General features: G+C 36.9%; 19 protein-coding genes. 9 read left to right on the top strand and 10 right to left on the bottom strand.

The window, feature by feature from the left end:
* Positions 1-26: 26 nt before the first annotated feature.
* The 4 genes from FC748_RS00300 to asnB form a co-directional block, all read right to left on the bottom strand.
* The gene (locus FC748_RS00300) at positions 27-1,547 is read right to left on the bottom strand and encodes a GGDEF domain-containing protein (RefSeq protein ID WP_025220343.1); all 1,521 of its coding nucleotides are present in this window, start codon (positions 1,545-1,547) and stop codon (positions 27-29) included.
* A 167-nt stretch (positions 1,548-1,714) separates the two neighbouring features.
* Positions 1,715-2,428 (bottom strand): pseudouridine synthase, encoded by a 714-nt coding sequence (locus FC748_RS00295; protein WP_024363737.1) that lies wholly within the window; start codon positions 2,426-2,428, stop codon positions 1,715-1,717.
* Positions 2,429-2,436: 8 nt separating this feature from the next.
* The gene (locus FC748_RS00290) at positions 2,437-4,050 is read right to left on the bottom strand and encodes a putative polysaccharide biosynthesis protein (RefSeq protein WP_025220344.1); all 1,614 of its coding nucleotides are present in this window, start codon (positions 4,048-4,050) and stop codon (positions 2,437-2,439) included.
* A 255-nt stretch (positions 4,051-4,305) separates the two neighbouring features.
* Positions 4,306-6,153 (bottom strand): asparagine synthase (glutamine-hydrolyzing), encoded by a 1,848-nt coding sequence (asnB, locus tag FC748_RS00285; protein ID WP_024363735.1) that lies wholly within the window; start codon positions 6,151-6,153, stop codon positions 4,306-4,308.
* Between the two features lie 197 nt (positions 6,154-6,350).
* On the opposite strand from asnB, the gene FC748_RS00280 reads away from it, so the two are divergent.
* Positions 6,351-7,604 carry a BaiN/RdsA family NAD(P)/FAD-dependent oxidoreductase gene (locus FC748_RS00280; protein WP_024363734.1) on the top strand — a complete coding sequence of 418 codons (1,254 nt, stop codon included), beginning with the start codon at positions 6,351-6,353 and terminating at the stop codon, positions 7,602-7,604.
* Between the two features lie 221 nt (positions 7,605-7,825).
* On the opposite strand, the gene FC748_RS00275 is transcribed toward FC748_RS00280, so the two are convergent.
* Together FC748_RS00275 and FC748_RS00270 are read right to left on the bottom strand one after the other, a co-directional pair.
* Positions 7,826-8,518, bottom strand: coding sequence for an AIM24 family protein (locus FC748_RS00275; protein ID WP_024363733.1), 693 nt, complete (start codon positions 8,516-8,518; stop codon positions 7,826-7,828).
* Between the two features lie 354 nt (positions 8,519-8,872).
* A complete protein-coding gene (locus FC748_RS00270) occupies positions 8,873-10,144 on the bottom strand; it encodes an L-lactate MFS transporter (RefSeq protein ID WP_024363732.1) in 1,272 nt (423 codons plus the stop codon).
* Between the two features lie 981 nt (positions 10,145-11,125).
* On the opposite strand from FC748_RS00270, the gene FC748_RS00265 reads away from it, so the two are divergent.
* From FC748_RS00265 to FC748_RS00240, 6 genes are all read left to right on the top strand, one after another.
* Entirely contained in the window at positions 11,126-12,613 is a 1,488-nt protein-coding gene (locus FC748_RS00265; RefSeq protein ID WP_080653365.1) for an ATP-binding protein, read from the top strand.
* Positions 12,610-13,278, top strand: a complete 669-nt coding sequence (locus FC748_RS00260) for a response regulator (protein WP_024363730.1) — start codon at positions 12,610-12,612, stop codon at positions 13,276-13,278. The genes FC748_RS00265 and FC748_RS00260 overlap by 4 nt, the downstream gene beginning before the upstream one ends.
* A 374-nt stretch (positions 13,279-13,652) precedes the next feature.
* Positions 13,653-14,696, top strand: coding sequence for a DctP family TRAP transporter solute-binding subunit (locus tag FC748_RS00255; RefSeq protein ID WP_108029983.1), 1,044 nt, complete (start codon positions 13,653-13,655; stop codon positions 14,694-14,696).
* Between the two features lie 56 nt (positions 14,697-14,752).
* Entirely contained in the window at positions 14,753-15,799 is a 1,047-nt protein-coding gene (locus FC748_RS00250) for a DctP family TRAP transporter solute-binding subunit (protein WP_108029984.1), read from the top strand.
* Positions 15,800-15,952: 153 nt separating this feature from the next.
* On the top strand, positions 15,953-16,450 hold the full coding sequence (locus tag FC748_RS00245; protein WP_024363727.1) for a TRAP transporter small permease: 498 nt from the start codon (positions 15,953-15,955) through the stop codon (positions 16,448-16,450).
* Positions 16,431-17,699, top strand: a complete 1,269-nt coding sequence (locus FC748_RS00240; protein ID WP_024363726.1) for a TRAP transporter large permease — start codon at positions 16,431-16,433, stop codon at positions 17,697-17,699. Before FC748_RS00245 ends, FC748_RS00240 begins: the two co-directional genes overlap by 20 nt.
* On the opposite strand, the gene FC748_RS00235 is transcribed toward FC748_RS00240, so the two are convergent.
* From FC748_RS00235 to FC748_RS00220, 4 genes are all read right to left on the bottom strand, one after another.
* The gene (locus FC748_RS00235) at positions 17,679-18,638 is read right to left on the bottom strand and encodes a DMT family transporter (RefSeq protein ID WP_108029985.1); all 960 of its coding nucleotides are present in this window, start codon (positions 18,636-18,638) and stop codon (positions 17,679-17,681) included. The genes FC748_RS00240 and FC748_RS00235 overlap by 21 nt on opposite strands.
* 238 nt (positions 18,639-18,876) lie before the next feature.
* Positions 18,877-20,088 (bottom strand): amidohydrolase, encoded by a 1,212-nt coding sequence (locus tag FC748_RS00230; protein ID WP_108029986.1) that lies wholly within the window; start codon positions 20,086-20,088, stop codon positions 18,877-18,879.
* The gene (locus FC748_RS00225; RefSeq protein WP_024363723.1) at positions 20,085-21,335 is read right to left on the bottom strand and encodes an amidohydrolase family protein; all 1,251 of its coding nucleotides are present in this window, start codon (positions 21,333-21,335) and stop codon (positions 20,085-20,087) included. Before FC748_RS00225 ends, FC748_RS00230 begins: the two co-directional genes overlap by 4 nt.
* Positions 21,336-21,371: 36 nt before the next feature.
* The gene (locus tag FC748_RS00220) at positions 21,372-22,931 is read right to left on the bottom strand and encodes a glutathione ABC transporter substrate-binding protein (protein WP_029747345.1); all 1,560 of its coding nucleotides are present in this window, start codon (positions 22,929-22,931) and stop codon (positions 21,372-21,374) included.
* A 181-nt stretch (positions 22,932-23,112) separates the two neighbouring features.
* On the opposite strand from FC748_RS00220, the gene nikC reads away from it, so the two are divergent.
* A complete protein-coding gene (gene nikC / locus FC748_RS00215) occupies positions 23,113-24,015 on the top strand; it encodes a nickel transporter permease (protein WP_108029987.1) in 903 nt (300 codons plus the stop codon).
* 15 nt (positions 24,016-24,030) lie between these two features.
* On the top strand, positions 24,031-24,951 hold the full coding sequence (nikB, locus tag FC748_RS00210) for a nickel ABC transporter permease (RefSeq protein WP_108029988.1): 921 nt from the start codon (positions 24,031-24,033) through the stop codon (positions 24,949-24,951).
* The last annotated feature ends 3 nt before the right edge of the window (positions 24,952-24,954 follow it).

The following is a 24,954-nucleotide window of genomic DNA, read 5'->3' as shown; positions in this document are numbered from 1 at the left end:
TGCTTTTACTTATAACCGTTGTAAAACTACGTTGATTGATTGTATTTTTCTTCTGTTGAAGCTACTTCATGATAACTAGTATATTGGTCCTTACCTGCTTTTTTCGACTGATATAAAGCCTTATCTGCTCGTTCAAATAAACTTAACTCGGATTCATTTGACTTTTCACAAATTACGCCACCCATACTAACAGAAATAACCGACCATTTATGATTCTCTACATTTTTTAATCTACGGATTTTCTCCAAAATCGCACTTGCTACTTGTACCATATGTTCATTGTTCGTATCATATAGGACAATTGCAAATTCATCTCCACCAAATCTTACAACGAAACCTTCTGTTCTTACGACGTCTTTTAAAATTTTAGCTGTTTCAATAAGAATCCTATCTCCTTCAGCATGTCCAAATCGATCATTTACTTGCTTAAAGTTATCTAAATCTATTAATAATAAACCAGGCGTATTGGCTTTTCTTTTTTTCAATAATTTATCCATTTTGCTAATGTATGTAGCACGATTATATACATTTGTTAGTGGATCATAGGTTGCAAGATGTATCGTTTTAGAAAATAGCCTATTAATAACAACTAACATAATTAACGCTGTTACTAATGCAATCATTAAAACATACCAAAACTGTTTTGTGTTATTGGCAAGTGCAGTTAACTCTGTACGATTGCCATATTTAACATAGACTACCCGTTTTGTTGAGGCACCACGCACCGTCTCTGCTTCATACGGTAAAAAACGATAGGTTTCGATATAGCCATCGTCTAAAATTTGCTGATATTCAGCAGGCTTCATCGTTTGTAGTGCAGTCTTAAAATGATCCTGGAATTTTTTTGTTTGATTTTTCACAGTTACCCGAGTGGATTCGGTGTCCGAGAAAAAAACACCGTTTGCACTAATCGTTCGAACATCCAGTAAGTCATTATACTTTTCAACTAAATACGCAGCGGTTTTTCCAAAGTTAAAAGTTTGAAAGACAGGGACTTCATTTAATTCCAAACCGAGCTCTAATAAGTATTTTTTATCAGGCGTTGCTAAATAACTAAATTTACGGTACTCACCAGTAGTGGTCGAAATATCTATCCCATCTGTAAATAATTGCCCACTCTCTCTACGTTCATCCAATAATGCCGAAAAATTTTTACAGCAAAGCGAAAAATTTAGACCTAAATCTTTTGGAAATGTAGTATAAATTACCGTATTTGTTTGATCCAATATGTATATATCCATACCATGTTGACTTTTCATTTGTTGTAAGTTCCAAGTGTCTATTTTTGGATTTTGCTTATAATAAGTAGCTAATGCTCTTAACTCTTTTTCCATCTGATCCGAAATGTTTTTATCAAAATAAAAGTGCGCATTATCTACAGTTTGCATATCTGCAAGAATATGATTTTCAATTAATGTTCGATTACGAGCTTCTTGTGTTTCAATATTTGTCACAAGAATTTGTCTGTTGACATAAGAAATTACAGCAACAAGTATTAATGCAAAGGCAATTAAAGATATTAATAATTTAATCCGTAGTTTTTTCATTAACATGTCCTCTACTCATCTTCACTATCTTTTTTTGAACAAAAAATATTTCCGGTACGTCAAGCCTCTCCCACGTTATTTTATTGATATATCATATTATACAGTTAATGGGACAAACATGTATAAAAAAATCCTCGATACTAAAAGTATAGCATCGAGGATTTTCTTTACTCTCTATTTTGTAAGCCTGCTAATTCTTCTGGCGTTAACTCGCGATATTCACCTAATGCTAAGCTTTCATCAAGTTGTAAGCTCCCCATAGAAAGGCGTTTTAAGTAGATGACACGTTTACCTACTGCTTCAAACATCCGTTTTACCTGATGGAATTTACCTTCTTGAATCGTCAATTCAATTTCTGATTGCGGAGCAGATTTCAGAATAACAAGCTTGCCTGGCTTTGTTACGTAGCCATCATCTAGTTCGACACCACGCGCAAATTGTTCTCCATCATCTTGCGTAACAATCCCCTCTATTTTAGCATAGTACACCTTAGGTACATGCTTCTTTGGAGAAAGTAAGTTATGGGCCAAAACACCATCATTCGTTAATAGTAACAAGCCCTCTGTATCTTTATCTAAACGACCGACTGGGAATGGTTGAAAATGTTGATGTAGTGGGTCTAATAAGTCAATGACAGTTTCATCTCGTAAATCTTCTGTAGCAGAAATAACACCTGGTGGCTTATTCATCATGTAATACACAAACTCTGTATATACAACACGTTCACCGAATACGACAACACTTTGCTGTTCTGGATCAACATGCATTGCCGCATCTTTTACATACGTGCCATCAACAGAAACGGCCTTTTGTTTTAGGAGTTGCTTAACTTCCTTTCGTGAGCCATAGCCCATATTGGCTAATAATTTATCTAAACGCATTGTTCCTCCTATTTAAACCCTAATTTACTTGTAATTCGTGTTATGCGCTCACCAAGTAGTTTTTGTGCTAAACCTAAGCGTAACGACAAATAGCCATAAACAGCAGCACCCACTGCTGCACAAATAACAGAATAGACAAGCGCCGAGAATTTACCATCCACTGGACCCATTACAAGTTCTAATAGCTTGTGAACGATTATAACGCTGACAGCCATTGCAGCTGTTAAAAGTGAAATAAGCATAACACGACGTATAACCATTTCTGATTTATAATTAAGCGTTTTTCGAAGCACTAGCAAATTAATAATAATTGATACACTATAACCAATCGCTGTTGCTAAAATAGCTCCGTCCGCTTCTAGCCAACGAATAAACGTTATGTTAAGGGCTAGCTTTACTAAAATACCTGATAGTAGACTGAAGACAATCCACTTTTGGAAGTCAATACCTTGTAGCAGCGCGGCAGTAACTTGGAACAACGCAAATAAAATTGCCACTGGTGCATAATGAGCTAAAATCGTTGCACCCATTTCGCTTTCAGAGTAAAGCATAAAGTAAATTTCATTCGCTAATAATGAAATGCCCACAACTGCTGGTAATGTAATGAAAATTAAAATTTGATACGTTTTATCCATCGCATGACGTAACGATAAATACTCACCTTGTGTAAAATATTTTGTTATCGTTGGTACTAACGCCATTGAAAAACTTGTTGCTAACATAACTGGAATAATGACTACTTTATGTGTTGTAAAGTTAATCATCGATAAATATTCATCTGTTACTTTGGCTAAACCAATGGAACTCATAGCGCCATTAAATGTTAACATATCCACTAATTGAAATAATGGATTAGCCACCCCTACAAATACCATCGGAATGGAATACGTTATCACTTCTTTATAAATATCCGACATTGGTAGCTGGGTAGACGTAATACTTTGACTACGTAATAAATTAAATTCAGGTTGATATTTTTTCCAGTAGTAATAGAGCACCATTAAACCACCAATTGCCCCGATAAATGCTGCAAATACCGCAAAGGACACTGCTGTTTCAGGTTTACCCTTAAAAACAACAACCACTAAGAAAGAACCACCTAATAAAACAACAATTCGGACAATTTGTTCCACCAACTGCGAAACTGCTGTTGGTTCCATTTTGTCATAGCCTTGAAAAAAGCCACGCCATAAACTCATAAATGGGACAACAATAAGCGCAAAGCTTACCCAACGAATTACAGAAGCAATTTGCTCGACAGTAAATTTCTGTTCATCGCTTTTAATAACAAGTTCACCAATCGGTGTTGCCAATATAAAAAGAGCAGCAAAGGACACCATACCCGTTATCATCATAATAAGGATGCCCGACTTCATCAGCTTGCGTCCTGATTGATAGTCTCCTAATGCATTATATTTAGAAACAAATTTCGATACAGCAATCGGTGCACCTGAAATGGCTATTGCGAGCATGATTGAGTAAGGAATATATGCATATTGATACAGCGCAATATTTTCCTGCCCAACAATCGCATAAAAGGGAAAAATATAAATTAATCCAAGCACCTTAGATAAAAACATCCCTAATGTTAATATCGCAGTACCTTTCATTAAATTGGACATCGTATCCATCCATTCATTAGTAAAATCAAGCTTTTTATAAGTGATGTAATAGCATCACTTTTCAAACATTAAAACAAGTAAACCAACTGTTATCTTAACATATTTACAAGAGAACAGATGTAAAAAACACTGAAAAGTTTTTGAAATCCTCAATTCTCCGTATATTAGAACAAATTGATATTCATTGTCTAGTATATTTCCAAAAAAATAGCGGTTCAAAAAATCTACTAGATTCTTTGAACTGCTACTTCTGTGTTACATATCAACAAAGAATTGTTTATACCATACTAAGAACACATACGCTGTCCAAATATAGCGACCACGATTAGCTTTGCCTTCATAATGTTCATCTAAATAACCAACTAGTTGCTTCGTATCGAAAAATTCGTTGGCAAAGTCAGTTGTAAACATGTCCTTCACCATATTATAGTACTTTTCTTCACGCAACCAGTGGCGAATTGGCACTGGGAAGCCAAGCTTCGGACGCTTTGCCCACTCTTCTGGTAATTCCTGATGTGCCGCTTGACGAAGGACATATTTCGTATCAATATCATTGACACGATATCTTGATGGAATATTTTTAGCTAGCTCCATTACTTCTTTGTCTAAAAATGGTACACGTAATTCGATAGAGTGCGCCATACTCATTTTATCTGCCTTTAACAAAATATCTCCAGGCATCCATAAATTCAAATCTAAATACTGCATTTTCGTAACATCATCATCACCAGGTACTTCATCATAAATACGTTTCGTAATTGTTTGAACAGATGGTCCGTTTTTGTATGCTGGTTTTAAGACATTTAATGCATCATCTTCATCCCATACAACCGCTTCACCAATAAAGCGTTCCTCTACCGTTTGTCCGCCTTTTACTAAGAAATGCGTATATTGGTTTTTAGGTAATGCTTCTGCTATACCTCGTAATGCTTTACGTAGACCAAATGGTACTTTCTCGTATTTTTTCATTCGACCAGAGTTTTGGTACCACGAATAGCCTCCAAAAATCTCATCCGCACCTTCACCAGAAAGTACTACTGTTACATCCTTCGCCGCTAGCTCCGATAGGAAGTAAAGCGGTACAGAAGATGGGTTCGACTGCGGCTCATCCATATGCCATTGAATTTTCGGCAAAGCTTCAAAACACTCATCCGCTGTAATATATTTACGCTCGTTTTGAATATTTAATGTATCCGATAAATCCTTTGCTAAGTTTGTCTCATTGAACATATCTTCATAGTCAGAAAAACCAACAGAGAATGATTTATCAGGACGTAGCAATGATGTAATATAACTAGAATCAATACCGCCAGACAGGAAAGAACCAACCTTTACATCACTAATTTGGTGGGCATCTACTGACTCTTTTACTGTTGAACGAATATCTTCCACATATTTTTCAATCGGCGCTTCTTTCGCATGGAATTTTTTATCCCAATATTGGACAATTTGTTTTTGTCCATTTTTAATGACCATATAGTGCGCTGGTGGTAATTTAAATACACCTTTAAAGAATGTTTCGTCCATTGAAGAATATTGGAACGTTAAATAAGGACGTAATGCATTTTTGTTTAATTCTTTAATGAATGCTGGATGAGGCAAGAAAGATTTAATTTCTGACCCAAAAATAAATGTTCCATCCGTTGTGTTTTCAGTGTAGTACAAAGGCTTAATACCAAAGCCATCACGCGCGATAAATTGTAAATCATTCTTTTTGTCCCAAATACAGAATGCGAACATACCGCGAAGCTGTTTGACAAATTCTACACCATACTGCAGATAGCCGAAAATTAACACTTCACTATCCGATTTTGTTTTAAATGTATGACCCTTTTCTTGTAGGTCCTTACGCAACTCTTGGAAATTATATATCTCCCCATTGAAAACAAGCACAATGTTGCCATCTGGGCTATAAAGAGGTTGATTTGCCACGTCTGATAAGTCAATAATGCTTAAACGACGGAAACCTAACGTTACTTTATCGTCACTATGAATACCACCACTATCTGGCCCACGGTGAATAATTGTATTCATCATATTTTCAATTGTTTGGTGATGATCAATCACATTTGTTCCATTAATATAGCCAATAAATCCGCACATCTATTTTTCACCTCATAATTTAGTGCATAACCTCTATCATCATAGCACGAAAAGCCGTTCATTTCATGCTGTCATTATAGATAAAAAATTATAAAGCACTTTATTATAATTTTCAATGTAAACTAGCCGCCCTCTATATAGACTTCATGTATAATAGGAAAAGTTCCTAATAATGAAAAGAAAGTGAGTTCACATATATGTATGATGTAATCGTTATCGGTGGTGGCCCCTCTGGATTAATGGCCGCCATCGCAGCTGGAGAACGAAAAAAGAAAGTTTTACTTCTCGAAAAAGGGACAAAGCTTGGGAAAAAGCTTGCAATCTCTGGTGGTGGTCGATGTAACGTAACAAACAGACTACCTGTTGAAGAAATTGTTAAACATATTCCTGGCAACGGTCGTTTTTTATATAGCCCCTTTACTGTTTACAACAATGAGGATATTATTGCCTTTTTCGAAGGTCTAGGTGTTGCATTAAAAGAAGAAGACCATGGTCGTATGTTCCCTATGTCCAACCGAGCGCAAGATGTAGTCGATGCATTAATTCGTCAATTGCAACGACTACATGTTGAAGTAAGGTTAAATACACCCGTTAACAAGTTATTGATGGATGATGAAAAGATTCTTGGTGTGCGCTTAGAAGATGGAACAGAAGTACGCTGTAAGGCTGTTATTGTAGCAGTTGGAGGCAAGGCAGTGCCACAAACAGGTTCAACAGGTGATGGCTACCCTTGGGCCGAGCGTGCTGGACATAATGTGACAACACTCTTTCCAACAGAAGTGCCCGTTTTATCAAAAGAGGAGTTTATTCAAACGAGAGAGCTACAAGGACTAGCATTACGAGATGTTGCGGTATCCGTTCTCAATAAAAAAGGTAAACCACTAATAACACATCAAATGGACATGCTCTTTACGCATTTCGGATTAAGCGGCCCTGCGGTATTACGCTGTAGTCAGTTTGTCGTCAAGGAGTTAATGAAAACGGGTTATGAACCTGTCACAATGCGTATCCAAACGCTTGTAGATTTCAATGAGGAAACATGTCTGCAATATTTAAATAAGCTTATAAAAGAAGAACCGAAAAAAGCAGTGAAAAATGTTTGGAAAGGCGTCGCACCAGAACGCTGGCTGCTATTTTTATGTGACCGTGCAAATATTGATGTTCAAATGACTGGCATTGAATTATCGCAAGAAAAAATTCGCGCGCTAGCACAATTACTAGTCAATTTCACAATGACGGTTAGCGGTACGCAATCACTCGACAAAGCATTCGTTACAGGTGGAGGCGTTTCTGTGAAAGAAATCGAACCAAAAACGATGGCGTCTAAGAAAAAGGCTGGTTTGTTTTTCTGCGGAGAAATATTAGATATTCATGGTTACACAGGTGGCTATAATATTACGTCTGCACTTGTGACAGGACGAATTGCAGGAATGAACGCCGCATTCGAATGACCCGATTCACTTTGAACAACTTAGAATAGACGAGTTGATAGTAGCAATGGTAGGACTTTTGTGGGAACAGCACACAAAGTAAGCCGCGCGTTAGCGAGAGTTGCGGCTTACTGTGCTAAGCGGAAAGCACCGCCGAAGCGGACATCAACGGGGCATAACAAAAAAGTGTTAGATTGATAGCAGTCAATCTAACACTTTTGCATTTTTGTCCCTACTTTATTTTAACTTTCGTTAGACAAATAAACCTCTTCATACGGTTGGATTATGACAAACCCTTCGCCGGAGAAAGCCATTTGAATCGATTCACCGCTGCCACGTCCAATAAATGTACGGAAGCTAATGTCTGTTTTAAATTCAGGTGTTAAATTACCTGACCATGCAACTGTAGCATGAGGATCTGTATAAACCGTTTCACCAGGCTTCACCAATAACGTCAACGGCTCAAAATGTGTTGTAATAGCTACTTTACCGCTTCCTTGTAGCGTTACATTAAACAGTCCGCCAGACATAATACCAGCCATTTTACGCATTAATTGAATGTCCCAATTAATACTTGGTTCAAATGCCAGCAAGTCATTCCCGTTGACACAAATACTTTCATCCTTTAAATCAAAAATAGTCACTTTTTTCCCTTGATCAGCTAAATAGAGACGCCCTTTTCCTTTTGCTTTCATAAGTTGCGTCCCTTCGCCTGTTAATGCTTTTTTAAACATTTTGGAAAGGCCATGCTCTAAAACACGTTCCCGCTCAAACTTAATGTCGCCTATGTATGAAATCATAGCCCCCATTTTTGACCAGACTTCACCATCTAAATTAACCTCTAATACACGCTCTGTTTCTAACTCAAAATATTCGTTCTCATAATCATCTTGTTGCGTTTTCTTAATGAATTCATTTAATGAATACTTTCCCATATCGTCCGCCTCCTTTATACCCTTATATACGTTAATTGCCATGAAAAGATTCACCATTCTTTGTCACAGTCCACCACTACAGACATATAGCACTTTATATACTATTATTTTGATTATTTTTATAGTAAATTGCTGTCACTTATAAATAGAATAACGTTGCAAAATTTCTCTTTTAGTAGCAAAATCACTTTATTTACCATAATCTTATTGACATCAAACATGAGCTGTTATATGTTAGACGAAGATTAATCAAGTGTTGTATAACAATTGCTACAAATAAAAAACCGCATTAGCGTCATATGCGAAATGACACTAATACGGCTATACTTTTCAAGTGCGAATTGAAAGTAAAAATTATCGTGTAGCGGAGACGTCTCCAACCTTTTGCTCTGCTGTTTTTAACGCAGTTTGTTTACGCACATCTGCACGTAGCGTTAACGAAATAATTAAGGAAATGGCAATTAAACCTGCAAATACATAGAATACAGGAATGTAACTATCATAAGCATTTTTAATAGCGCTCACTAGAAGTGGACCAAAAACGCCACCTAAAGACCAAGTTGTTAGTAAATAACCGTGGATAACACCAAGTTGCTTCGTACCAAATAGATCACTTGCGAATGCAGGTAAGTTTGAGAAACCGCCACCATAACAACTAACTACTAAGAAAATAAGTGCTTGGAAAATAATAACGTTTGTCGTATGTGGCAATACGATAAATGTAATAAGTTGTGCTGTAAAGAATATTACAAAGACGTTTGAACGACCAATATAATCTGACACAGCAGCCCAAATTAAGCGACCACCACCATTGAATAATCCCATAACGCCTACCATTGCTGCAGCACCTGCAACTGATAAACCTACAATTTCCTGCGCCATCGGAGATGCAACAGAAATCATCATAATACCCGCAGTTACATTGACTAAATGCATGGACCATAACATCCAGAAATGCTTTGTTTTCACAGCTTCACGAGCTGACATTACTGCTAAATCTTTTTTCACTACATCCTTGCCTTTTTCTGCTGCCGCTTTCATATTCGCAGGCATAAAACCTGGTTTTGGCGGCGCTATATAAGAAGCCCCTAAAATCATTAACGTGAAGTAACTTGCCCCTAAAATAAAGTAAGTTGTAGAAATTCCGACTGCTTCCATTAAGTTTGCTGCTACCGGTGCAGTAATTAATGCTCCCGATCCAAATCCTAATACAGCCATACCTGTAGCTAAACCACGACGGTCTGGGAACCATTTTACTAATGTAGAGACAGGTGCGATATAACCAATCCCCATACCTAAACCACTAAGTAAGCCGTAAGTTAACCAGTATAAAGTGACAGAATCCATAGAGATTGCCACACCTGCACCAGCTTGTCCTGCTCCAAACAGCACTGCTGCTACCATAGCCGATTTACGCGGACCCATTTTTTCTACTAAACTACCAAATAGCGCTGCTGAAAAACCAGCAAGCCCCATCATTATTGTAAAGGCTATCGTAACCTTTGTTTCACTCCATCCCATTTCTGTGACAATCGGCAGCTTGTATACACTGTATGCATAGGCTCCACCAATGGAAAGGTGAATAGCGATTGCAGATAATGCAATTAACCATCTATTTTTATTCATAAATTCTCATTTCTCCCCTCTTTTGCTACCTGTGAAAATTCTATGAACGTCCATGTAAAACAATTTACCACTTATAATTATTCGAATGCAAGATGTTTTTCTAAAAAATATTATTTCTCCAAAAAGTTTTCGACTAGTCAATGCATATCAAAAACATCGAAATCCTTACAGTCCCTAAGAAAAAAGGCGTTTATCAAACAATTTCACCAACATATTTTAGCTATTATTATTTTTCTACCGTACTTATTTACGCTAAATAAATTATTTTAAAATAGTTAAATTTGTGCATATTTTCACATATCAAGCCATGTATTCTCCTACGCTGCCACTAGATTCAAAACCACTAGACGTAAAGGGTTAGAAAATACAAATAATTGATAGACAGAAATATTAAGAACAAAAGAGAATTTTAAAACCTTATCGAAGCAAATTTTCTTTGCGCAAAAGAAATCAAGCTATCACAACATATGTAAACTCCTCCAGTAAGCATTTAAAATGTAAATTAATTTACACAAACGACTTGTATAACGACCTTTTCAAGATAAATTACCTATTATTTTTTATTATTCAAATATAAATTTTTTGATTTACCGAAAACACGTTACAAATAATAGAACAACAAAACCTTCATAGCACTTCCCACTTTTTTCATTTTTTCTCAGAGAACGTATATGTAAATTGTTATAGTACACCATTGAAATGAATACTTTTAAGCTGAATTGTATTACAACAAGCTATTCTTTTATGTTACTTTATTATAGAATGATAGTCCTAGTTCTAGTTAGAAAAATAGGTGTGCTACTCTACATAATCACTGCGCTTACTTAGCGAAATCTTCAATAACAGAGGTGATGAAATGATAAAAGGCTGCCATTTTAGCATTCCTTTTACATACTTATGAAAAACATATCGTTGCGACTAAAAATGTTTATCTTTTCGTTCATAATTGTTATTTTTTCTATCACGACGAGTGGTGCAATTATGATTCATAATCTAGCTGGCGCTTTGGAAAAAGAATTCGGTGCCCGTGCAATAGCTATAGCACGAACGGTTTCGCAGCTGACAGACGTACAAAAAAATGTAGGCACAAAAGAGGGGTTTGAAGTTATTCAACCCATTGCGGAACGTATCCGATTAACAACGGATGTTGATTACATTGTGATCATTGATATGAAACGTATTCGATACTCCCATCCATCTGAAAGTAAGCTAGGTACCGTTTTTGAAGGTGGCGATGAAATAGAAGCTTTTTCACAGCATGAGTACATATCAAAGGCGCACGGTGTCCTTGGCTATTCCATACGAGCATTCGTACCAATAATGAATGAGGAAGGTACAAAACAAGTTGGCGTTATTACTGTTGGGCTACTGGCACCAAAATGGTACAACCTTTTAGACCAATATCAATTTGATATTTTAGTCTCTCTTTTTTGGGGGCTCGTAATTGGTTTAGGTGGGTCTGTATGGGTTGCTAACCATTTAAAACGCCAAACATTGAATTTGGAACCTTATGAAATCGCTCGGCTAGTAGAAGAACGCTCAGGCATTATTCAAGCGATGGATATTGGTATTTTGGCGACTGACGAAAGCGGGAATGTAACATTTATTAACCGATTAGCTAGGCAATATACGCATTTCTTTGGGCATAAAGTTTCCAGAAAAGCATTATTTAAAAACACTTGGCTGGCAGAGGATACTATTCAACAGCACGAAATCTATCGACCACTGTTAATGTTCGACCAAATGTATTTAGTTCGAACATTTCCAATTCGGATTATGGAGCAAAATGCCGGATATCTCATCATGTTAACCGACCGCAAAGAAGCAAATATGCTTGCCGAAGAATTAACGGGTATTAAAATGCTTGTCGATTCTTTGCGTGCACAGCAACACGAATATATGAACCGTCTCCATAGTATTGCAGGGCTTATCCAATTGGAACGAAATGATGATGCATTAAGCCTCATTATCGATGAAATTACAGATGAAGAGGAAATCATTCAAAGCTTGCATGATAAATTTCAAGACTATTCAATTCAAGGCTTATTGCTTGGCAAATACTCACGTGCTAAGGAACTAGGCGTTGAACTAACAATTGATGAAGATTCCAACCTTGTAGATTTTATGAGTGGTTTATCGTGTGGTGACATTATTACCATTATCGGCAACTTACTGGACAATGCAATGGAAGCTTGCTTCGAATGTCTACATAAAGATGTTCACTTAACGATTATTGGGGATAAGCACTTTTTAATTATAGAAGTGCAGGACAGTGGGAAAGGAATAGAAGGCATACCACAGCGTATTTTTGAATACGGATTTAGTACGAAACAAAAAGATGGACACGGTATTGGACTTGCACTTGTCAAACAAATTGTCGAATCCAATAAGGGGACGATTCAAGTAGAATCCACTGTTCATGTTGGTACAACAATTACAATTAATATAGGGGTGATGGACGAACAATGAGCAAACTCACAGTTTTTATCGTAGAAGATGATCCAATGGTGCTTGAGGTTAACAAAGGGTTTTTAAATAAAATGACTGGTTTTCAGCTTATCGGAGAGGCTGTCAACGGACGTGATGCCTACGAAAAAATCATTATTCAAAAACCTAATCTCATTTTACTTGATATGTTCTTACCAGATATGACGGGAATGGAATTGTTTTTAAAAATTCGGGCGCAGCGTATTCCATCCGATATTATTATGATTACAGCCGCTCGTGATGCACCTACTGTACAAGAATCCCTTCGACTTGGTGCAATGGATTATCTCATAAAACCATTTCGTTTTGATCGCTTCGAAAAAGCTTTACAACAATATCGAAACGCTACAAAAAGTTTACTAAGCACCGCGACAATTAACCAAGAGGATATTGATCAGTGGTTAGGCATCCAGCACGAAATGCTTGAACTGCCTAAAGGCTTGAACAACATTACAATGGAACAAATTTTAGGTTACTTAACAACACTTCAGGCACCTATTACTTCTGAACAGCTTGCGCAAAATGTTGGCATGGCGAGAGTAACTGTCCGCAAGTACCTAGACTTTTTAGCAACAAAAGGTACTGTGCAAATCGAATTAAAATACGGAGCTGTTGGACGGCCTACAAAATACTATTCCATTAAATAATGGCATCCTGCGCAATTTCTCCACGTTTGTGATTACTAATAGCAAGAAATAAGAATCTGCTCGCTTTTTGTGGGTAAGCAACAAGCATAGCAATATCCACGTTCTCTTCAGGATTTTGCTATGCTATCGTTTCCCATACAAGACGTGCAGATTCTTTTCTTTTGAGAAGTTTTTTAGCATTAAAGCATTTCAATTCACTTACTTACACATAAGAAAAAAAGCACGCAATCTGTTTTGTAACAGTTTATTAAAATAATAAATTGTTATATACCATAAATACCAAAATGTTCATTAATACCATAATATTGAGTATTTCAATAAATACAATACAATAAAAAGCGTTCACATCTTCAATAGATTAGAGGTGAATTTATATGTGGCGCAATCGTATTCTCAAACAATTTGTGAGCGTTCTCATTTTACTGACAGTGCTGTTAGTTTCCTGTCAGCAACAAGACTACCCTACAGACAATGAGCAATTAAGTCATGAAGAACAAATTGTTATTCGCTTTTCACATGTAGTTGGTGAAAACACACCAAAGGGAATGGCGGCAGTAAAGTTTGCCGAGCTCATTAAACAACGAAGTAATGGTCATGTAGAAATTCAAGTCTTTCCAAATGGTGTTCTTTATAAAGACGGTGAAGAAATGAATGCGCTTTTACGTGGCGATATTCAAATGATTGCACCAGCCATTTCAAAAATTACTACACTCGTTCCCGAATGGTCAGTGATGGACCTACCCTATGCATTTAAAAATGCTGAGGAAGTACATTCATACATTGATAGTGAAGTGGGTCAATCATTAATGAAGAAATTAAATGACCACAATCTGTTTTCAATGGGTGTTTGGGATAGTGGATTCAAACAATTGAGTAATAGTATCCGCCCTATCCAAGATGTCTCTGACTTAAAAGACTTACGCATGCGCATCATGCCAAGTGATATTTTAGCAGAACAATTTTTAAGTGTTGGTGCCTATCCAAAACGCATAGATTTCAACACGGTCTTCCATCAACTACAAAAAGGCAATGTAGATGGACAGGAAAATACTTTAACAAATATTACAAGTAAAAACCTCCATTCCTTACAAGACTACTTAACTATTAGTAATCATGGTTATTTAGGTTATTTGCTACTGATGAACAATGAGTTCTGGCAATCCTTACCGAAGGATGTTCAAACATTGCTTATTGAAACGCTTGCAGAAGTACAAGAATGGGAATGGCAACTGGCAGAAAATCTCACAGCAGAACGTTTGCAAGAAATGGAAGCTTGTAGTTGTATCAATATTCATTACTTTACAGATGAAGATGTTCAGCAATGGGAATCTGCATTTCACCCAGTGTATGAGTATTACGCAAATAACTATAGCAAGAAATATATACTGGCACTGCCAAAAAACCAATCACGTCATTAACTTGGGTTTAAAGGGGATCCTTTTAACTATAATCAAAACTTTAAGGGGGATTTGACATGAAAAAATGGCTTCTTATGTCACTGATGGCTGTGCTTGTACTAGCATTAGCCGCGTGTGGTGGCGACAAAAAAGAAACAGCCTCTGCTCCAGCAGCTGAAGGAGATGGTGGTTATACAAAAGATAAACCGCTTATTATTAAATTTTCTCACGTTACATCAATTGACAGTGTTAAAGGAAAAGCTGCCGATGCTTTTGCAAAATTAGTTGAGGAGAAAACTGACGGTAAAGTGAAAGTTGAAGTTTATCCTTCTTCTCAATTATATGGCGATAATGATGAACTGGATGCATTAGTATCTGGAAACGTACATATGATTGCTCCATCTGTTACAAAAATGGTGAAAATTGACCCTCGTTGGCAATACGTAGACATGCCTTACCTTTTTGAAAACGAAGAGCATGTTCGTAAATTCTTTGATTCTGACGTAGCAAAAACCATTCTTGAATCCGATCAATTAGCGGCAAATGATATTAAAGGTTTAGTATTCTGGGAAAACGGCTTTAAACATTTTTCAAATAACAAACACCCACTTGTAAATGTTGAAGATTTTAAAGGTTTAAAATTCCGTGCACAAGCAGGGAAAGTTCTTGAAGCACAATTTAAAGCTTTACATGCTGGCTCAGCGACGATTTCATTCGGTGAAACATACGCTGCTCTGCAACAAGGAACTGTAGATGGTCAAGAAAATACGTTCAACAACTTCGATACTCAAAAATACCAAGAAGTTCAAAAGTACTTTTCTGTATCTGAACACGGTCGTCTTGACTACGCTATCTTTGTGAACAAACCTTTCTGGGATAAAATTCCTAGCGATTTATTAAAAGCGGTTGAAGATTCTTTAAATGAGGCTACAACGTTAGCTTGGGATTTAGCTGCTGAAGAAAACGCCAAATCGTATGAAAACATTAAGAACTCTGGCATTGAAGTAGTTGAATTAACAGCTGCTCAAAAAGAGGCTATCAAAGCTGAACTTGAGCCCGTTTACGAAGAGTTTGGCAAAGCGATTACTGAAGATTTAATTAATGGTATTCGTGATTTAAAATAAGCGCTTTAAATTGAGTGTCGATGACTTATCGACACTCACTCTTTTTCTTAAAGTAAATCGCTTACAATATTTCGAAAAATTGATAGACAGAATGCATTCTCATTTTACTTTAAATCGGAAAATACAATCATCATATTTTAAGGAGGCATCCGCATGAATATTTTACATAAACTATGGGGGTATCTAGAGGAAATCCTTGCTGGATTCTTTTTCGTAGCTGGTATTGCACTGATTTTCTACGGTGTAATGATGCGTTATATTTTTAATGAACCCCAAGCTTGGGTAGAAGAATTAGCACGTTACGCCATTATTTGGGGAACATTTCTTGGCTTTGGTTTAGCACTTCGTCACAATCAGCACATCCAAGTAGATATTTTATACGATAAATTAAAACCATCCCAGAAACGAATTTTAGATTTAGTGGCAACATGCTTAAGCATCGTCTTTTGTTTCATTTATACGTACTATGGATTTATTTTAGTTGAAAACCGCTATACATCAGGTATGGTATCACTAGACATCGGCATTCCTATGTGGGTAGTCTACTTAGTACTGCCAATTTCAGGTGTGTTATTTTTACTACGATTTGTAGAAAGATTAGTCAATATTTTAAGAGGAAAGGACGAAGAATATGCTAATCCTCTTACTTAGTTTCTTTATTTTATTATTTTTACGTGTACCTGTCGCAGTCAGCTTAGCGCTTTCAACGATTTTAGTGTTCTTCCAAATTGATTTCAATATGAATATGATTCCACAGCGTATTTTCACAGCTCTCGATTCATTCCCGATGATGGCTATTCCGGGATTCGTTCTTGCAGGTGTACTTATGGCACGTGGGGGCATTTCTAAGTATTTAATAGAAGCATTACGCGCTTGGATTGGACATCTCCCTGGCGGTCTCGCAGTTGTAACCATTGTTGCCTGTGCGATATTCGCAGCCATTTCGGGTTCTTCCCCTGCTACGGCTGCTGCTATCGGTTCCATTATGATTCCTGCCATGATTTCAGCTGGCTATAAAAAGCGTTACTCTATGGGACTTGTAGCTGCTGGTGGTACACTCGGCATTTTAATTCCTCCAAGTGTTCCTTTAATCATTTATGGTATAACTTCCGAGCAATCTATCGGTGAATTATTTATGGCTGGGGTTATTCCAGGTCTTGCGTTAACTGGTATTTTAATCGTTGCTGCTATCTTCTATGCAAAACGCAATGGGTTTAATGGCGATGAGCCGGCATCTTGGGAAGTTCGCTGGCGGAAATCACTAAAGGCCATTTGGGGTGGCTTCTTACCGTTTTTAATTTTAGGAACGATCTATTCTGGCGTTGTCACACCTACTGAATCTGCTGTGATTGCAGTATTTTACGGATTAGTCGTGTCACTATTTATCTATCGTGAAATGAAGTTAAAAGACTTCCGTGAAGTATTAGTTGAGTCTATTAATATTACTGCAATGATTTTCTTAATTATCGGTGCTGCGTCTTTATTCGGTTTATATTTAACGAACGCACAAGTTCCTCAACAAGTTGGTGCTTGGATTGCGGAAAGTGACTTGAACAAATGGATTTTCATGATTATCGTCAATATTTTATTCTTTATCATGGGGATGTTCTTAGAAGCAGTATCCATTATTCTTATAACGCTACCAATCTTGTTACCAATCCTTGTTCATTTTGATATCAACCTTATTCACTTTGCGATTATTATGACAATCAATATGGAGCTTGGTATGATTACACCTCCTGTAGGTCTAAATCTCTTTGTAGTAAGTGGTATTGCGAAGGAAAAACTCGGAGAAGTAGTCAAAGGAGTTATTCCATTTATTATTTTAATGATTGTGTTCTTAGCACTCGTTATCGTACTTCCACAATTATCACTTTGGCTACCAGAACAAATGAAATAACGTGCCAGGCACCCAAACTATTCTGAATTTTCGAATTTGTTTGGGTGCCTGACACTTAAAAAGAGCTTTTATTTCTTTATAATAAATACAAAGGATAATTCCTAAAAGAATCAACAACGAACCATAAATTTGAATGCTTGTCGGAAGCTGATGTAAAACCATCGCACTTAAAATCATCGCAATAGCTGGTTCAAAATTTAATAATAGCGATGCATTTGTCGACCCTACTTCTTTCATTTTTCTATTCCACATTAAATTGCTAATTCCATGAATAATAATTGCTGAAACAATTAAAAGTAACCACATTGGAAAATCCAATTGGCTATTGTTTTGAGACAATACAGAAGTTCCAAACGGCAACAAAACAAGTAGACCAATTATATTTGTATAAAAGGTAATTACCTCAGCAGATATTCTGACACTTAGGTCATTGACTATTATGAGGAACAAGGCAAAACTTAACATTGTTATTAAGCTTAGTATTTCACCTTTACCAATCGAAATGCTTCCGTATGCTCCTTTGGTAATAATCATAGAAACCCCTATTAATGAGATAATAGCACCTACCCAAAATATGCCATTACGATATTCATTAAAGATGAGTTTATTAAGAAGTGACGTAACAATGGGTGCACAGGCTAAGATAAGCGCTGCTGTAATCGGCGTTGTATGCTGAAGGCTTGCATAAAAACTATAATGATTTATCGCAACACCTAAAATGCCAGCAGCAAATAATAATAAAATATCCTTTCGTGTAACTGATACATGTATAATGGATTGCCAACTAATACAAGTTAAAAAAAGAACTATAACTAAAAGCCTGTAAATGGCAATTGCTAGAGGGTCCCAATGATGAACGAGTATAGAGCCGATGATAAAATTACTAGCCCAAAAAAATACACAGCTAAATAAAATCATGTACGTTGTTAGTTGTTTCATTAGTTGCACCTTCTCACATAATTAAAAATGTCCGATAATAGCTTTTATAAGCATGTTCGAAAGCCCTCCTATAAAAATCCGCAGCCGCACTACAATAAAAAAACCGCTTTGCTTCCTTTTGCAAAGCATCTCTAACAAAATGCATTACGTAAGCATAGGAATGTCAGACGGATCTTTGTTTAGATAAAGGGAGATCATTTCAAGATGAGAACGGCATTAAGTATGCCGCTCCCACAAATTAACGAATAAATTTTCCTTTAGACATGACCGTCCGATCTAAAGGTCTTCTTGCAATAACTTCGGCACTTGATACCGCATCAAAAAACACAAAGCTCGCTTCATCATTGATATTTGGCCAAACCTTCTGACCATTAGTATCTAACGGAGTAATACCATTAGTAATATATTTTAATGTTTGGCGAATAGAACGTTCATCTAACTTTCTTGAAACTTCTGCAAAAGTAGTCGCTTTTTCTAGAACATCTCCAGAACCATACGGACTCCAGGAGTCATAAAATCCATCACAACCAAAATGAACATCAACCCCATGCTCTGCTAACAAATCAATTGGTGGCATCACACGATTAAGATTATAAGGCACTGTCGACATGATTTTCACTCGTTGTTCCGCTAGTCGAGTTGCTATAGCATGTTGTTCCATTACAGATACATCACCTAATGCAAATGCATGACTTATGGCTGTTCTCCCTTGATAACCGGCTTCTTCGACAATATCTAGCCATTTATCAATTGTATAGTAGCCCACATGCCCGCCATCATGTAAGTGAATATCTACATCGACATTAAACTCATTAGCAATATCCATCGTCTCATATAAAGAACGCTCTATAGTATTATCAATGCCCGCAGGATCAAGTCCCCCAATCATTGTAGCACCATGGCGTAATGCCTCACGTAGTAACTGCGGTACATGCTCTCTTAGTAAACCATGCTGTGGAAACGCAATAACCTCTGCTGTCACAATATCTTTATAATCATCTAATGCGGCTAAAACACCTTCTAAATTTTTCAACCCAATGTATGGATCAATATTGACATGTGTACGTATATGATTAGTGCCGTTACTTATAATTTTTTCAATCATAGCAACAGCTCGCTGTTTCCCTGTATTAGCTAAAATAGGTAGTTCTCTCGCTTCTTGCTCTAATCGATCTTTTAAATTTTTAGCTGGTATAACAGCCTTCCACGGTAATGATAAGTATGTTTTATCTAAATGATTATGCATTTCTTTAAATGCGGGTAAAAGGAGCTTTCCCTTCATATCTGTCATAGGTTGCGTTGCATTAATTGATTGTGTGGCTGGAATAATCTGCGAGATAACACCTTGCATAATTTCAAGATGAAAAAGCTCAACCTTTGTACCAACTGTATCATTTTCTTTTACATACTCTCCTGTTTCAAGTAGAACATTTGTCAGCCATTGCTTCATCTGAATTCTCCTTTCAACTCTCCCACATCTTGCTGGTGAATAATGTTGCCTTGTGAAATAACAGTAGAGATTGGACATCTTCTAGCTACAACATGTGCTGTACTAACGCCATCTACTAACAACATATTGGCCATATCACCAACCTTCGGCCATACACGCTCACCCTCATCATTCAATGGTGTTATGCCGCCAGATGCATATTTCCATGCACGACTTAATGAATATTCATCCATAAAACGGAATCTTTCAGCCATCACATTTAATTTTGTAATCGTATTGCCCGTTCCATATGGGGACCAATGATCCGTTAAACTATCGTGTCCCACAGAAACGTTGACCCCTTTTTCATATAAATATGGGATTGGTATCGTAGCGCGATGGATGGCAATTGGTACTGTTGTTGTCACATCCATTTGAACAGAAGCCATTGCTTGTACTAAATTTTCTAGTTGAGGCTGTGGTAAATCAGCTAGTGCCATCGCATGACTAATCGTTACTTGCCCTTCTTTTTTGGCTTGCTTTGTCAAATCAATTAACTTATAAAATTCAAATTCACCCAATGTATTGGCTGTATGAATATGAATATCGATACCAGTATGATAGTCTTGTGCTATTTGCATTGTTGTTTGGAGTGATTTATCAATATTTCGATCAACAATTGATGGATCAACACCACCCACTAACGTAGCCCCCATTGTCATTGCTTCACGCATTAACCCCTCTACATTGGAGCGAAGAAGGCCGTGCTGTGGAAAAGCAACTATATCGTAAGTAATTTGTTCCTTATATTTCTCTAATACTTGCTTTGTAATTTCTATATGTTTCGTGCCAATTTGCGGATCAACATTACAATGGGAGCGAATGTGTGTATGCCCTTGTGCGATTAGCCATTTTACCATCTCCTCAGCGCGATAAGCCGCTGTCGGCAATTGCTTCGGTAATAGAATTTGTTCTTCCTCAATGCGTGTTAGTATTCCTTTAGTAATTGGTCTTGGTGCTTGCCATTCACCACCAAAATACGTTTTATCGATATGAATATGCATTTCTCGGAAGGAAGGCACTAATAATTGATGTTGGGCATCCAGTACCTTCATATCATCAGTAACAGGTATATTTTTATCTAGTTGTTTTACATGTCCATTTTCTATTAGGACATCATAAATAGCTGTTCGAGTTGCGACAATATGCTCTTTTTCATGTTCAAAAGCTTCTTCTAATCTCACATTTTTTAGCAATAGTGTGTTCATCGTTTACTCTCCTCATTAGTATTTGGATGACTATCTTTATTGGACAATCTCTACACCACTAAGCATTGTATAATTTGATGCATCCAACCAAAAGCCCTTTACAGCATTACTATAAACCGCTAAATGCTCATAATTACGAACAGGAATATATACTGCCTCATCTAGCTCTAATTGCATCGCCTTTTTATAGATGTCATTGCGTTTAGATTGATCTGATTCAGAACGTCCTTCTTCAATTAACTGATCAATTTCAGGATTACTATAATAGAAATGATTGCCTGGTGCGCCCATGGAAGCTGTATGGAACAGATTGTATTGATTATAATCAGCGTCACCTGTTGCATTGCCCCAGCCACTAATGAACAATTGATGCTGTTCTTTTGTGATTTCTGAAATAAATGCACCGTATTCCATCACTTGAATTTCAACATCTAAGCCAATACCCTTTAATTGTGATTGCACAACTTCAGCCATATTAATGCGCTCTTTGCGATCACTTGTTAATAACTTCACTTTCGTCCCTTCTTTAATGCCAGCCTCTTTTAACAATTGTTTTGCCTTTACAACATCATAATCATAAGCCTTCGTTTCGCTTGAATAACCAATTACCTTTGGACTCATTGCTGAATTTGCAAGGGTGCCTACATTATTATAGATACCACTAATAATAGCTTCACGATCAACCGCATAGCTAATCGCTTGACGTACTTTGACATTTGATAGTAAGGAATCTTTCACATTAAAGCCAATAAACTCAACGGCAAGTCCCTCTGTTCGGAATAAATTCATTGTTGATGATTTTTCAATTCTGTCAATATCCGTCACTGGTACTTGATCGGCAATATGCGCTTCTCCGCTTTCAATCATCGCTAAACGTGTTGAATCTTCCGGTACGATTTTAAATGTCACGTTATCAATCTTTGGTACAGCACCCCAATATTCTTTATTCGTATTTAGTGTAATTGCTTGACCTGATTTCCATGATTCAAAAATAAATGGACCTGTCCCAACTGGATGTGTAGCAAGTTGATCTGCTGATTCACTTACAGCTTTCGGACTAATAATACTACTTTCTTGGCTCGCTAAAATAGATAGTAGCGGTGCATACGAATTTTTTAGTTTCAATGTCACAATATATGGATCATCCACTACGACTTCGCTAATCATAGATAACTTATCGCGTTGTGGTGAGCCCGTCGCTGGATCTAATATACGACTAAATGTCGCTTTTACAGCCTCTGCATTAAAGTCTTCACCATCGTGAAACTTGATGCCTTTATTTAATGTAAATGTCCAAGTTAGCTCGTCCTTTTGCTCCCATGATGCTGCTAGTAACGGAACAATTTTTCGATCTCTATCAAAGGCAACTAATGTTTCATAGACCTTACCATGAATAATATTTGCTGAAGGTATATCCGTTATAAAATGAGGATCAAGACTAGTAGCATCTGAAGCCCTTAACACAATAAGCTCCCCTCCTACACTTTTGGCTCCTTCCTTTGCTCCTTCCGTACTATTGTTACTTGCAGTGGAACAAGCTTGCAATAGAACGACAGTCATTAGTGCTAACAATAAAAACATTTTCATTTTCCTCATAACTACTCCTCCTCGTTTGTTCGTTACTTACAATTCGAATTATAAAGAAATAAAATTTACTTGTTTTTTAAAATCTTTACTTGTTTTTTAAATTTTCTGACTAATCTTCCTTGAAATATTTACTTTCGATGCTCTTTTCAATAAATTGATAACACATCTATATAAAAAAGGAGTAATCATTATGGAGAAAGTAACGACTACAGTGAATCATGCAATCTTATTGGATGCCCGCAAAGCCTCTCGGAAAAAGAGTAGAATTAATTTTCTTAACAAAATGGCAAATAATAAAGCGGCAGTTGTAGGGGGCATCATTATTCTACTCTATTTCATTATGTTTCTTATTGGGCCAATTATTGCACCATATGATCCATTCGATGTGCAATTGGAACAAAAATTACAGGAACCAAGTTTAGCCCATTTAATGGGGACTGATGATAAAGGACGTGATATTTTTAGTCGAATTTTATATGGTGCACGCCTTTCAATTGGTGTTGGTTTTTCAGCCGTACTTTTTGGTGGAACGATTGGCACATTGTTAGGGCTTATTGCAGGCTATTACGGCAAATGGATTGACTCCATTATTAGCCGAATATTGGACATCATGTTAGCCTTCCCTGGTATATTACTAGCTTTGGCCATTGTCAGTGCATTAGGACCAAGTCTTATCAATGTCACAATTGCTGTTGGCTTTTTCTCAATCCCGATGTTCGCTCGTATTGTGCGCGGTTCCACAATGGAAGTAAAAAAATTGGAATACATTGATGCTGTCAGAACGCTTGGAGCAAGTGATGTCACAATTTTAGCAAAGCATGTTTTCCCTAATATTTTATCACCAATTATTGTACAAGCATCTATGCGTTTAGCTACAGCTATATTATCTGCTGCAGGTTTATCTTTTTTAGGTTTAGGTGCGCAGCCTCCATCTCCTGAATGGGGAGCCATGTTATCGAATGGTAGGGACTTTATTTTTACTGCTCCATATATGGCAATGTTTCCTGGCCTCATGATATCCATGCTTGTTCTGGGCTTTAACTTATTTGGTGATGGGTTACGCGATGCACTAGATCCAAGGATGAAAAATTAAAGGAGTGTGAACGAAATGACACTATTTATTTTAAAACGAATTGCACAAATTATTCCCGTTACATTAGGTGTCACCCTTGTTGTATTTTTAATTATGCAGATGATTCCTGGTGACCCTGCATTGATTTTAGCTGGTGAAGGTGCTTCCAATGAAACAGTTGAAGAGTTACGCGAAAATCTAGGTTTAAACAAACCTCTTTACGTTCAATACGGTGAATATATTAGCAATCTTTTACATGGAGATATGGGGCATTCTTTAAAAAATAAACAGCCGGTACTTGAGGAAATTACGACACGTTTACCGATTACAATCGAGCTTGCGTTATACAGTATTTTCATCACCATTGTGCTAGGCCTTATTGCCGGGATTATTTCAGCAATACGACCATACTCGATTTTAGATGCAGGCTTAATGGTTGTTGCGCTCTTAGGTATTTCACTACCTAGTTTTTGGCTTGGTATTTTATTAATGTATGTTTTTTCCGTTCAGCTACAATGGCTACCTGTAGCAGGATGGGAAAGCGCACAACACATTATTTTACCTGCAATAACGCTTGGGGCTGGTGGGGCTGCTATTGTTGCTCGTATGACACGCTCCAGTATGCTTGAGGTTGTTAATCAAGATTACATTCGCACAGCAAAAGCAAAGGGCCTAAAAGGTTACGTGATTATTTTAAAACATGCATTACGCAATGCTTTAATCCCTGTTATTACTGTAGTAGGTTTACAGTTTGGTACTTTACTTGGTGGTACAGTATTAGTAGAATCCGTTTTTGCTGTCAACGGACTTGGGCGTATGATTGTTGATGCGATTCGTACACGGGATATACCCGTTGTACAAGGAGGTGTACTAGTAGCTTCTTTAATCTTCGTTATCATCAATCTTTTTGTGGATATTTTATATCGAATATTTAATAAACGCATTGATTTAAACTAGGGG

This window comes from Lysinibacillus sphaericus (genome assembly GCF_005217585.1).
In the GTDB taxonomy this organism is placed as follows: Bacteria; Bacillota; Bacilli; order Bacillales_A; family Planococcaceae; genus Lysinibacillus; species Lysinibacillus sphaericus.
This window is presented reverse-complemented; position numbering and strand designations above follow the sequence as displayed.